At 42.3% G+C, this 12,290-nt stretch carries 14 protein-coding genes; 4 read left to right on the top strand and 10 right to left on the bottom strand.

Going from position 1 to position 12,290, the window contains the following annotated elements; genetic code table 11:
• Position 1: 1 nt before the first annotated feature.
• The 3 genes from ACQY2W_RS05395 to ACQY2W_RS05385 all read right to left on the bottom strand — a co-directional run bounded on the left by ACQY2W_RS05395 (position 2) and on the right by ACQY2W_RS05385 (position 2,299).
• Entirely contained in the window at positions 2 to 496 is a 495-nt protein-coding gene (locus ACQY2W_RS05395) for a type IV pilin protein (RefSeq protein WP_428050145.1), read from the bottom strand.
• Positions 497 to 653: 157 nt separating this feature from the next.
• A complete protein-coding gene (locus tag ACQY2W_RS05390) occupies positions 654 to 1,115 on the bottom strand; it encodes a prepilin-type N-terminal cleavage/methylation domain-containing protein (RefSeq protein WP_428050144.1) in 462 nt (153 codons plus the stop codon).
• The gene (locus tag ACQY2W_RS05385; protein WP_428050143.1) at positions 1,112 to 2,299 is read right to left on the bottom strand and encodes an AlbA family DNA-binding domain-containing protein; all 1,188 of its coding nucleotides are present in this window, start codon (positions 2,297 to 2,299) and stop codon (positions 1,112 to 1,114) included. Before ACQY2W_RS05385 ends, ACQY2W_RS05390 begins: the two co-directional genes overlap by 4 nt.
• An 88-nt stretch (positions 2,300 to 2,387) precedes the next feature.
• On the opposite strand from ACQY2W_RS05385, the gene ACQY2W_RS05380 reads away from it, so the two are divergent.
• Positions 2,388 to 3,137 (top strand): CBS domain-containing protein, encoded by a 750-nt coding sequence (locus ACQY2W_RS05380; RefSeq protein WP_428050141.1) that lies wholly within the window; start codon positions 2,388 to 2,390, stop codon positions 3,135 to 3,137.
• 52 nt (positions 3,138 to 3,189) lie between these two features.
• On the opposite strand, the gene ACQY2W_RS05375 is transcribed toward ACQY2W_RS05380, so the two are convergent.
• Positions 3,190 to 3,654 (bottom strand): hypothetical protein, encoded by a 465-nt coding sequence (locus tag ACQY2W_RS05375; RefSeq protein ID WP_428050139.1) that lies wholly within the window; start codon positions 3,652 to 3,654, stop codon positions 3,190 to 3,192.
• 28 nt (positions 3,655 to 3,682) lie between these two features.
• A complete protein-coding gene (locus ACQY2W_RS05370; protein WP_428050137.1) occupies positions 3,683 to 4,222 on the bottom strand; it encodes a nucleoside deaminase in 540 nt (179 codons plus the stop codon).
• Between the two features lie 82 nt (positions 4,223 to 4,304).
• Between ACQY2W_RS05370 and ACQY2W_RS05365 the strand changes: the two genes are divergently transcribed.
• Entirely contained in the window at positions 4,305 to 4,559 is a 255-nt protein-coding gene (locus ACQY2W_RS05365) for a TIGR03905 family TSCPD domain-containing protein (RefSeq protein ID WP_428050135.1), read from the top strand.
• Between the two features lie 8 nt (positions 4,560 to 4,567).
• Here the strand turns inward: ACQY2W_RS05365 and ACQY2W_RS05360 are convergent, their stop codons facing one another.
• From ACQY2W_RS05360 to ACQY2W_RS05350, 3 genes are all read right to left on the bottom strand, one after another.
• Complete coding sequence (locus ACQY2W_RS05360) at positions 4,568 to 5,119, bottom strand: type IV pilin protein (protein WP_428050133.1); 552 nt, start codon at positions 5,117 to 5,119, stop codon at positions 4,568 to 4,570.
• 245 nt (positions 5,120 to 5,364) lie between these two features.
• Positions 5,365 to 6,660, bottom strand: a complete 1,296-nt coding sequence (locus tag ACQY2W_RS05355; RefSeq protein ID WP_428050131.1) for a hypothetical protein — start codon at positions 6,658 to 6,660, stop codon at positions 5,365 to 5,367.
• Between the two features lie 58 nt (positions 6,661 to 6,718).
• The gene (locus ACQY2W_RS05350; protein WP_428050129.1) at positions 6,719 to 7,321 is read right to left on the bottom strand and encodes a flavodoxin; all 603 of its coding nucleotides are present in this window, start codon (positions 7,319 to 7,321) and stop codon (positions 6,719 to 6,721) included.
• Positions 7,322 to 7,442: 121 nt separating this feature from the next.
• Between ACQY2W_RS05350 and ACQY2W_RS05345 the strand changes: the two genes are divergently transcribed.
• Positions 7,443 to 7,940, top strand: a complete 498-nt coding sequence (locus ACQY2W_RS05345) for a methylated-DNA--[protein]-cysteine S-methyltransferase (RefSeq protein WP_428050211.1) — start codon at positions 7,443 to 7,445, stop codon at positions 7,938 to 7,940.
• Between the two features lie 489 nt (positions 7,941 to 8,429).
• A complete protein-coding gene (locus tag ACQY2W_RS05340; RefSeq protein ID WP_428050127.1) occupies positions 8,430 to 10,502 on the top strand; it encodes an ATP-binding protein in 2,073 nt (690 codons plus the stop codon).
• Between the two features lie 10 nt (positions 10,503 to 10,512).
• Here the strand turns inward: ACQY2W_RS05340 and ACQY2W_RS05335 are convergent, their stop codons facing one another.
• Both ACQY2W_RS05335 and ACQY2W_RS05330 read right to left on the bottom strand, forming a co-directional pair.
• Positions 10,513 to 11,517, bottom strand: coding sequence for a virulence RhuM family protein (locus ACQY2W_RS05335; protein WP_428050125.1), 1,005 nt, complete (start codon positions 11,515 to 11,517; stop codon positions 10,513 to 10,515).
• 10 nt (positions 11,518 to 11,527) lie between these two features.
• Positions 11,528 to 12,112, bottom strand: coding sequence for a LexA family protein (locus tag ACQY2W_RS05330; protein ID WP_428050123.1), 585 nt, complete (start codon positions 12,110 to 12,112; stop codon positions 11,528 to 11,530).
• Between the last annotated feature and the right edge of the window lie 178 nt (positions 12,113 to 12,290).

Below are 12,290 nucleotides of genomic sequence, written 5' to 3'. Positions count from 1 at the left end.
GCTATTGAATTAAATAGCGGGAGAAGGAAGAATCCACTTTTAATGCAGGCCCGAAACTTTTGCACACATTGACGGCTTGTGCATCGTTTGTTTTTGCCCAACAATAAAGTTTCTTTTCTATGGCCGATAAATTGTAATTCGTTGCTATTTCTCCGTAGTAATAATTGACACCTAAAGATTCGGTGTCTGTACGGTAGGCCTCTATTTTATTTGCGGGTGCATTGCCATCCCATATATTCTTTCCCATGATACACGTCCAACCGTTTGGACAAGTAAAATCTATGCCTAATTCGTCAACACTTGTTGCATATTCTCCGTTGGCAAGAAAATATACCTCTTGTGCTTGTGCCACTGCGCGGACAATCGGAATTACTTGTGCTACGCGCGATTTAAGTACTGTTTTTTGATATTGCGGCAACGCCACCGCTGCCAAAATACCAATGATGAGAACGACGACTAATAATTCAATAAGCGTAAATGCTTGTTTGTTTTTCATATTGTTTGCTCCTTATATATTTTTCTGCGTCTCTTTATTATCGTTTTTTTTTTTGTTTTTTAAAGCGTTTTTTCCGGCAACAAAAAACTTCCTTTTACAGGAAGTTACAGGAGAAGATGAAAACCACTAGATTTTGTATTGAAATAATACGGGGTAGTTACCTAATCCAATAGACTTTTTGGCCGTCAATGATTTCAGGGGTTTCATCATGGGCTTGGCTTTCGCAAAAATCTTCGCCCGCGCTGTTTAACCCCACACACGATAAGCGTGCAAAATTGTGGGTAGTGATTAGTTTGTAATGCACGGTAGGATCGTCATCCGTTTGGGTAAATTCGGCTTCCCAACACAGTTCGTCATTGGTCGCTTTTTCGCGGCAAATTACTTCGCCGGTGAAGTATTTGAGTTTGGCTTTACGTAGGTTTTCGGTTGCTTTTTGGGCTTGTGCGGGCGACATATTGTGTCCGGTCGCCCAGTTTTTCTGCCGTCCCCACAGCATAACTATTTCCGTGATGCGGCTGGCCTCTATCGCATTTCGGTAATAGGGCAACGCTATCGCCACTAATATAGCGATAATTACGACAACAACCAACGTTTCTATCAATGTAAACCCGTGTTTCATTTGTCTATGTCGCTCAGTAACTGTTTAAGTAGTGCGCCTAATTCTTCTTGCGGAATTTGCAAGCCCAACGACCACGCGGTCTCGTGTAATAAATTTTCCAACATTTGCGGTAAATCGGCCTGTAAATCGTCGGGCGATAGGGTGCGGTCCATGCGTAAATAATCTTCTAGCACGGTAGCTTGGCGGTTTTTAAATAATGCCCGGCGCGCGCGGGTGTTGGTCATTTTCAAGCGGAAATAGAGCGACCCTCCCACGTTTAATTTGGCTAGAAATTTCCGCGCAGTTGTAAAAAACAGCACCATGTTTTGTGCCAAATTTTCAATGCGTAGCGTGCTAGACGCGTGTCCGTTGACCATTTCTTCCGACGATACGATTTGCTTATTCATTATCAAACCGTACGCGTTAAACTCGGTCATTTTATATACGCCGCGCTGATTGGAAATGACTGCCGCACCGTCTTGCACGGCTTGTAAGGGAAGTTCCGGGTTGGCCATAATTCCGTACGGCGCACGGGTGGACGATTGCGCAATCAGTTGCGGCAGTTTCTTGTAACTGGTAAGCGGATCTTCGGGGTAGAAAGGTTGCAGGGATAACGTGCAGACCACTTCTCCGTCGGCTGATACCGTCATCGTTTTTAAATAATTTTCAAAGTGCCGCTCGGCTTTATCATACAAAATGTGGCGCAAGCGTTCCGATTTTTTGCGGTGGTCTAACAGCCACGGTAATTTTTCCGGGTGGACGATGGCTTCCGGGCGGCTGCTTTGCCCGGTGCGGATATACGCGCGTTTTAATTTGCCAACGAGGTGCGGCGTTAAATTGCTTTGCGGAATTTGAATCAGCACAAACATCCGATCGCCCGTCTTGTTGATGCAAATATTGATATCCACAAATACCACCGGGTCAATGTATACTTTGATGATATCTTCTATCGTGTTGCGTAGTTTTTCGTGGAACGGAATGCCGATAAAGGGGGGATGGGGCTGATCATTTTTGTCGTCTTGCACCCCCACAATAATAAGCCCACCCAGTGCATTAGCAAACGACGCTATCACCTTGGCAAATTTTTCATAATTTTTTGGCAAAACGTACTTGTAGTCCAACTGTTTGCCCTCAGGGACGCGTTTGTGGCAGAATTTGACGACATCTTCAAAAGTTACTTCGTGAAACGGTTTGTCAAAAAACATATTTACCACCTCTTGGGTTTGGCGATGTGCTGTTTATTTTATTATAATAAAATTGTAAGAAAGTTCAAGTTTTGTTATAGGACTAGTTATGCAACCGGCTACGCAAGCATTAGCCAGCACCATTACCGAGAAATTTATCACGGCTTCCCCTAAGCAAGCCGCCGCCGCCTTGGAAACCTTGGCGACGCACGAAGTGTTGCAGTTGATTTCTCCGTTAAAGGCGCAAACGATGATTGCCGTTTTAAACCCTATGGATCCGCCCAAGGCAGCGGCGGTGTTGCGGCGCTTGCCGTTACGTCAGGCGTCCTATGTGCTTACGCGGCTGAGTGTGCCGCAAGCAGCTAAACTGATGAGCTTGTTTTCCGGCCCGTACCGTCAGCGTATTTCAGCGGTGTTAGAGCCCTCTTTTTTGCAACTATTAAGCGGGGCGTCTTCCTATGCGGACGATGCGGTGGGCCGCGTGATGCAAACCGATTTTGTAGCTGTGCGTACCGAAGTAAAACTGGCACAACTCATTGAGCGACTTAAAAATTTACCGCGCAAAAAAATTCCCGCTATTTGTATTATTACCGATAAAGAAGGCGTTTTAAAAGGTGTGATTCGCCCGGCGGAGTTGGCGTTCTTTGCGGTTGATTCTGCGGCCGGCTCTGTGATGAATGCAAGTGCGGTGTTGCATCCGCAAGATACGCAGGATAAAGCGCGTGAAGTGTTTGCACAAAGCGAAAGTGATGCCTTGCCGGTTGTCAACGAACAACAAATTTGTGTGGGTGTTTTGTTACGCAGTAACGTGCCTGCCTTGCCGGGTAAAAAATCGTTCTGGCAGAAATTAACCGATTAGATTTTATCAAACGAAATAAAAACCCCCGGCACTGCACCGGGGGTTTTTAAAATTACTTTTTTTCAGAGGGGGGTTCTTCGGTGGGTGCGTGAGTCGGGTTAAGTTGTTCGGCCAATTTTTCCACTTGTTCACGCGCTTGGTTATATTCTGTCATGGCCTGAGTCAGTTGGGAAGTGGGACGGTTATTTTTATCATTTTTGGCAATTTCCAATTCTAACTTTGTTTTTTTAAATTCAAAATTTTCTATGGCCAACCGCAGGGAAATGCGGTTTAAAAGTTCTTGGCGTTGGGGTTGTTCTTCCTCGGGGCAAGAAAGCGCGAACTCGTTTAATTTGGCTAAATCTTGCTCGGCTTGTTCGCGTGATAGTGTTTTTAACAGTTCGTTTTCTTGGGCAAGTTCCGGCACCGATACGGCACTGGCCAGAGAGGCCTCCCGCTGCGGTAAGAAATTATTTCCTACCAACATCCCCGCTACAAATAGTAACGCCATTGTAAATACATATAATACGTAACGCATAAGTTTACCCTATTGTATAAAATCTTAGTTAACGCGAGGGATTATATATGTGGTGTCCGTCGTGGACGTAATCAGACAAAACAGCTTCGCCCGCTTGCGTCTGAATGTTTCCGTACACCGCAATGCCGCGTTTTTTAAATTCATCTTGCCAATTGGGCTTAAACCCTTCGTCAAATCCGGTAATTTCTTCTACCCGCTTTGACGGAACTCCGTAATATACCGTGCGAATGCCCGACCACATAATGCCGCCCAAACACATTAAACACGGCTCGGACGTGGCATATAAACTTAAGTTATACGGGGCTAAATCAAATGTGTTTAAAATTTTTTCCGCTTGTTTAATGACGTTCATTTCGGCGTGATTATGGCTGCATTTGTCGTGCTCTACCGAGTTGGCTGTTTTAGCAATGAGATTTCCTTTGTCGTCGTAAATGGCGGCTAAAAACGGGCCGGATCCTTGGGCGATATGTGTTTTTAATTCTTCTTGCAACGCCAGCATACGCTTGGCGGCTTGTTCTAATGTGTGCGGCTCAATCGGGCTGTTGGTTATGATGTTGGAAAATGACATAATTACTCCCCGTATTTATTATACAAAAAACGATATTACGCGAACTTGGTATAATGTAATTATCTTACCATAAGGAGTTATTATGACCTCGTTTTCGTTTCGCACGCAAGGGGTGTGCTCGCAAGAAATTTTATTTGATTTGGATGAACACGGCAACGTGCATAATGTGCAATTTGTTGGCGGTTGCCCGGGCAATTTGACCGCTATTAGCAAATTGGTGGAAGGGGCCAATGCTAAGCAAGTTGCCGCGCTGTTAAAAGGCAACGATTGCGGCGGCAAAGGCACGTCGTGCGCGGACCAACTTGCCCGCGCGCTGGAAAATGCCGTAAACAAATAGGCGCGATTTTATGGCATGATATAAGTGTGTACTTGAGAGGCAACATTGTCGGATGATGCGTGCCAAATTTTCTGGCAATAATTTCCCGCAGGGCCTTCAAACACTACGCCTGCTCCAAATCGCTCGGCACACAAAATTTCGTTTGTTTTTCTTCCGGCAGTATTTTGGAAAATTAACATAAAGCCAATTCCTTGGTATTTACCGGAAATGCGGCCGATATATATGCCTTGAAAAAAGTCGCCGGAATTATATAACTGCAAAGACCATTCTGCATTGGAACGCGTATCTTTTACGCCCGCCGAATCGTCCCACGGGGTATTGCCTGTCCATCCTGTCGGTAAATCTATGGATAAATCGTCAAATGAGGTTGCATATTGACCGTTAGCCAAATAATATTCTTCCTGTGCTTGCCCGAGCGATTTAAGTAATGTTAATGCTTGCGTGGCTTTTGATTTTTCCACCGCTTTTTGATATTGTGGCAACGCTACCGCCGCCAAAATACCGATGATGAGAACAACGACTAATAATTCTATGAGTGTAAATGCCTGTGTTTTTTTCATAAAAATCTCCTTAAATAATGCCGTCATTCCAAACTTGATTTGGAATCTCACCGCTTTTTAAAATCGGAAATAAGGTGAGATGCTGAAACAAGTTCAGCATGACATCTTGTTTTGTTGTGTTTTTACCGTCCCTTTATTATCGTTTTTTTTTTTGATTTGTCAAGCGAAACTTTGAGGTTGTAAAAAATAGACCCCTATTTGCATAAGCAAATAAGGGCCGGAAAGAATAGCAAAGAATGTTTTTGTTAAAACATACCGCCGACGACAAAACCTACTTGGTGGCTGCCGTCTTGCAAGTTGTGTGTGTAGTTAAGACCTATCGGTAGCGGAAAACGCCACAAGCGGTAAAATAAATTAGCCCCGGCACCGCTGTGCGGGCGGTAGTTCGGGCCCACATCGGTGTAAGAAAGTTCATAAAACGGTGCGAGTGATAATAGCCCCGTCTGATTACGCAGCAAATAGTATGTAAAAGATACGCCTGCCCCGGCGGCGCGTTTGCCCCGCCGTTGCCGATCGTATTTTCCGGCTCCCGTCAGCACTTCTAACGAAGTAACTTGATCCGTAAACGTGCCTTCAAATGCGTTTTGTGCTTTGAGTTGCAGCGTGAGCAAATGACGCTGCGGCAGTTCCAACAGCCACGCACTTTCTAATGATGCTTTGGAAATGTTGTAGTCGCTGTCCGTCCAATGTCCGCCGTTTTCGTACGAGAAAGACACATTGTACCCGTGACGGGCGTGTGGTAAATCTTGCAACGTTTTTTGTTTGTCGGTCAACCCGTAGCCGGATAATGCCCCCATATTCATACCGGCGCGGATATCGTCGGTAAATCTGATTCCGGCGCGTACGTTGTGGTGGTTGCCGCTGTCCAATTGGTTGTGTGCGTACGTAACGCGGTTATATTCCGGGGCAACAAACACGCGCCCCGTGCGCGAAAAACGATAATTATATAACAGCGCAAGGATATCTTGCCGTCCGCGTACCGTGCGTAAAAGTTGATCTTGGTGCTCGTCGTCATCGGTGGTGGAAAATACACCGTACACGTTTTGCCAATTTCCGGCGTAGAAATTTTGGTCAAAGTGTAATTGCGTGTATACTTTGGTCAAAAAATGATTGCCCCATTGTAAGCCCGCGCGGGTAGTAAAACCGTCTTTACTGCCGCCGCCAAATAAAAAAGTTTGTTCGCCGTGTTTAAACAAATTTCCGGCGTGAACGGAGCCCCCTGCGGCATTTTTAGAGCCGCCTGTAAAAAATGCAATCGGGAAAATATAATACCCGTCTTGCGCGCTGATGTGAATATCTATTTGCTCGCCGTTGGGGGTGGCCGTAAAATCTAATTTTTTAAATACACGCAGTTTGTGTAAATCGTCTTGGGCTTTTTCGTACAAGGCGGGGGAAAACGCGTCACCCGGTTTTAAACGGAAATGTTCTGTAAGCGTGTGAGAACTCATGCGGGTAGTATCTGCGGTGACCGTGCCCACGGTTTGGGCGAAAAGTACGACGGGTAATATCGTCAAAATTAAGGTAAAAAATAAATTTTTCATAGGGGTATTATAGCAAACGAAAAATCGTTTGCCGGACGGTTTTTTTAGTTAGAGCATATTAGTGGTGTTTGAGCCAGTTTTTGACGGCTGTGTACACGGCGGAATGTTCTTTTTGGGCAACGTGCCCCTTGATCGCCAACCCGGGGGCCACCGTAGATTCGGGTAGCGCTTGCTTGAGTGAAGTTTCCGAGCCGCCCATACCACTGCCTTCGTGCGTGGCAAACGGGTAAATGGTTTTGTTTTCTAAATTGTAATGTTCTATAAAGGTAAATAACGGCATAGGCATATCGCCCCACCAAATCGGATATCCTAAATAAATCACATCATATTCGTCCATGTTTTCCACGTGGGCTTTTAATTCGGGGCGGGCGTTGGTATCTTTTTCGTTTTTGGCGGTTTCTTTACAGGCGTCATACTCCGCCGGATATTTTTTGACCGGTTGGATGCGAAATAACGTGCCCCCTGTTTGACGGGCAATCTCTTGAGCTACTTTTTGCGTGTTGCCTTCTTTAATTTCCCCTACGTTGTAATTTTCCCCGGAGTGCGAAAAATACGCTACCAATATCTTAGGTTCCGGCTGGGCGGAGCTGTTTTCTTCCGTCGGAGTATGGCAGGCAAAGATAAAGCTTAAGGCGGATAGAAACAAGATGATTTTTTTCATAAAACCTCACGTGTAGCAAAAGCCGTCTTATTTAGTGTAGCATATTGTGCGAAAATAGGGGTGTGTGGTTGATTTTGTTATAATTCTATTGGGAGATAAATCAGTTTTTGGCAGAATGGGTATGACTTATTTGTATCATTATCAATCACCGCTTGGCGGTATTACGTTGGCGAGCGACGGATTTTTTTTAACCGGACTGTGGTTTGACGGACAAAAGTATTTCGCTGATACGGTATCCGGTCATGTTCGGACAAAACAAGTGCCTGTCTTCCGACAAGTTGCCCGTTGGTTAGATATTTATTTTAGCGGAAAGGAACCGTCTTTTACGCCTCCAATAAAAATACAGACAACGCCCTTTCGCAAGCAAGTGAGTGAAATAATGTTGGCTATTCCATATGGACATACAGCTACATACGGAGAAATTGCTGTGCAAATTGAGCGGCAAAATGGAGGGGGGCGGATGTCTGCCCAAGCGGTTGGTGGAGCCGTGAGTCATAATTGTATTTCGCTAATTATTCCTTGCCACCGCGTAGTAGGGGCAAATGGTAAATTAACAGGTTATGCGGGTGGAATAGACCGAAAAATTAAATTGTTGCAACTGGAAAAGGTCTTGATTTGATATAGAAAATCCATCAAAAGGGCAGATTTTAAATTGCTTCAAACAGAACCCGAATCTGTGGTCTTTTCTTTCCCTTATCGGCAAAATAAAGCATTTATTTTTAATATATAACTTGGTTTATGAGGAAATAGGCCAACAAAAAAGGCACCTTGTAAAAGATGCCTTAAAAAATGGTGGGGCAGAAAATTTTGATGGGTCGTCGGTTCTTAGAACGCCGTGTGGGTAACGTGCAATTCCCTGTTTAACAGGCAATTAACAGGCAAAAAACAGGCATTTGAAAAGTTTGCCCGTTGGATTTTAGGGGGGTATGGCAATCCTCGCCCTCTTCAGAGAAATATCCGCCAAAAACACTCCAAATTCCCTACCCAGAGAAACAGGGAAATAACAGGGAAAATTTTACAAAGAACAATCAAAAGTTTTAAAAAATAATATTCGCCTAATTATAAATTACAACAATACATAATATAACTATTTTATATAATAAAAAGTATGAAAATAGGTTATTATTATGAAAAAATGAAATCTTTTGTATTCAGTAAATTGGGCGTGTTCTTGATTTTTTTGCTTGTATATCTAATTGTAAATCTGTTATTTGGTACTCAAATAATACCTAGTGCGGATAATTCGGGGCTATGGTTTTATTCTGGGTTGTTCATGCTATATTTTTCCATTCTATTTATTGAACCATATTACACCTCCCCGAAAAATGTTATTTCTAATGTTCTTCCAATTTTATTGTTACTACTGCCAATTAAACAGTCTTTTGAGTATCCCGCGTTATGGTGGCTGTTGCTAGTTTTTTGTGGGCTAATTTTGTTTATTTCTCTTTCTGGAATGTATTTAGATGATACAACAAAAAGCCCGAATGTTTGGCAAAATAAGCTGTCCCAACAAATAGTCAAAATCGTGAATATTTTAGGGAGAGCAAGGGTTTTATATTCTCTTTGTTTCTTAGTATTTTTATGTCTTTTTGGTGAGTTGTCAATTCTGCAACAATTGGCAATGTTTGTGCTTTGGTTTATCATCATTTCACTAGACCCATCCAAACTGCATAATCAGTTGTTTTCTCAAGAATTACAAAAGCAAGAACAGCAGATAGGAACTATATTCGGTGTTCAGTCCAGGAAAGTGTTTTTGGTGAAGTTATTTGAGGACAGAAAAGGAATCAAAAAGTTTAATGTCGTACAGTTTAAGTATAAAATGGCAGAACAGTCGGAGCGAACATTTATTGGGATAGTGTTTGATACGTATTTGTTGAATCAAGAAAAATGGGCTAAAATTCTTGCATTAAAATCAAAAAATATTGAGAAGAATGCTTTAATTGACAATGTGGTATATTTGTCAACAGAATCAACGACAGATTTGAATTTGGAGAATTTTGTTGGGATAGTGGATTCCGGTTCTGACATAGGAAAGCTAAAATTTGAGTATTCAAAACAAAATGATGACTTACAAGAAGGCGATTTATTATTTGTAGAAATTGGTAAACGGAAAATATATTATCAAGTATTAAATGGTTTAGTCACGATTGAATCTTTGGAAGCTCGCAATGAAATCGGATACATTGAGGGAGAGGCTATACAAGTGGGCGAATGGAATCCATCAACTCTTTCTTTTCAAAAATATGGATGGGTGCCACCCGTTAATACACCTGTATTTCGTACTTCCCCGCATAAAAATAGTCAAACATTTGAATATCCAGAATTACAACTCGGGAACGTTCCGGGGACAACTTTTCCAGCTGTGATTAATATTAAAGATATGATATCTCATCATATCGCTATATTGGGCGTGACTGGATCCGGAAAAACTTTTATTTCTCATAAATTAATTAAAGAAACGATAAAGGAAAATAAAGTGATATGCATTGACTTTACAGGAGAGTATTCCTCAAAGTTAAAGGATCTTAATCCTTTGAAGATTATTCAAAAACCATCGGGCTTGAAAGATAGGGAAAAAGAATTTCATACTATAATAGGGAAAGAGGAACAACGTAAATTTAGAGAGAATATATCAGTAATTTTACAGGAATATGTAAATAAGTTTATGGCCGACTCAAATCCATTGGGTATACTCGAACTACCAGATTTGTCAAATACTAGTTTTTTATTGGAATTTACACAATTATTTATTGATATGGTCTTTACATATGCTAAAGAGCAATATCAACAAAATGAACCAATTAAACCTATTTTAATTGTTTTTGAAGAGGCTCATACTTTAATTCCAGAAACCACATCATTAGGGGATTTGGGGGACTACGGTGTAAACAAGGCATTAGTAAATAAAATAGGGCAGATTGCTTTACAAGGAAGAAAATATGGAGTTGGATTCATGATTATTGCCCAACGTACTGCCAATGTATCAAAGACGGTCCTAACTCAGTGCAATACTGTGATATGCTTCCAGGCTTTTGATGAAACTAGTTTTACTTTCCTTGGAAATTATTTAGGCAGAGACTTATCCCGTACGCTACCGCATTTAAAGCAATACCACGCCGTATTGGCAGGCAAGGCTATGAAATCGGCTGTTCCAATGATAGTTGACTTAACCCAAAAATAAACTTTTTAGTTTATATTTCTTTTTTGTGTGCTTTTAATGTTAATTTAACAGCGCGGTCAAAGTCGGATTCTATCTTTTGTTTTTTGTTAAACTTGTCGTATTCAGCTTCGGCATGTGCTTTGGCTTGTTCGCGACTGATAGAACCCTTATTCGGCAAGATCTGGTATTTGCGGAAAGCCAAAAACTCGTTTACGCTAGCGGCAAATTGTTCCATGGTAAACGTATTCTCGCGTTCAATTAAATCTTCAATATAGTCAAAATAGCCCGTTACCGTACGTTCCAAGCGGCGGATTTGGTCTTCGGTAAGATAATTCTTGGCAATGCTCACATCGTACTTTAAAATGCGTTTATCCGGTGCTCCGGCCCATGTTTTAAGTCCCATGTGTTCTTGCATGCTATCAGCGTTATAATAAACAATTTCTGCTGCAGTTTGGCCTGTAATCGCGTAGTGAAATTTATTTTGTACTGTAGCAAAGAACTCTTGGGTAATTTTGGAATTTTTGTCATAGTCAATGCTGCATTCTTGAAAAATATCGGTAATCTGCTGCCAAATACGCCGCTCACTCGCGCGAATGGAACGGACACGTTCCAATAACTCTCTGAAATAATCCTTGCCAAACGCAGTAGTGCCTTGTTTTAAGCGGTCATCATCCAACACAAATCCCTTTTGGATGTATTCTTTGAGTACCTTGGTAGCCCAGATACGGAATTGGGTCGCGCGCGCAGAATTAACCCGGTAGCCTACGGAGATAATGGCATCAAGGTTGTAGAATTGAGTTAGATAATTTTTACCATCGCTGGCAGTTGCCGAGATTTTCTCGGTAACTGAGTTTTTCTCCAATTCGCCTTCTTCAAAAATATTTTTCAAATGAAGTGAGATGTTGTCCGTAGAGCATCCAAATAATGATGCCATGGCCTTTTGGGTTAGCCACAGTGTTTCGTCCTTAATAACAGCGTTGATTTTAATGTCTTCACTCGGGGTTGTGTAGAGTAAAAATTGTAAATCTTTCTGCATAGATTCTCCTTTAATTCATTCTCACGAGTTTGGCTAAAATTTCGACGGATGCGTCTGCCGGGAACGGCTCATATTTGGACTTATTGTCCGATACCAATCGATAAGCAGGGCCGTTTTCAGTGTTATATTGGCCAAGACGCTTAATTTTGAGCCCGTCTCCGCGGCGGCATAATACCACACTCCCCACAGGGGGCAATTCACTCGTTTTACGGAACATTAGCATATCGCCGTCACTAATAGTCGGCTCCATAGAATCGCCCTTGGCCTTAATAAAAAATAAATCCTGCGTAGGGGTGGGCAAAAACTTAGTGGGCATATTCACATAGTCCACAATGTTTTCTTCGGCAAAAATGTCCGTATCCCCGCATTGCGCAAAACCGTAAAAGGGGATAGGGGTAAACTCATCCACGGGCCTGTGCGTGGCAATCAGCGCGTGCCCGTTGCGCTCTAAAAAGTTCTCTTTAATGAGTTTGCGGATATGCACGTGCACGGTGCTGACCGATTTTAAGCCAACCGCTTTAGCCAATTCTGCCAAAGTGATTTGCGGGTTTTGCTGGACGAGTTCTAAAATTTGGTTTTGTTTTGCCGAAAGCATAGTGTTCTCCAATACAAACAGTATAACTATTTTTACAAGAAGAGTCAATTTCTATTAAAAATAGAAAAAGTTGACATAAAATAGAAAATATGTTTTAATGTAGCGTGGGTTTTGCCGTTATCGGCAAGGGAAAATTATAAGTTCGAGAGGGATAACTATGGAAACAAATAAAACATAA

The organism is Candidatus Avelusimicrobium caledoniensis, from assembly GCF_902756455.1.
Classification (GTDB): domain Bacteria; phylum Elusimicrobiota; class Elusimicrobia; order Elusimicrobiales; family Elusimicrobiaceae; genus Avelusimicrobium; species Avelusimicrobium caledoniense.
Note: the sequence above shows the minus strand (reverse complement) of the source record. Positions and strands in the feature narration are given on the sequence as shown.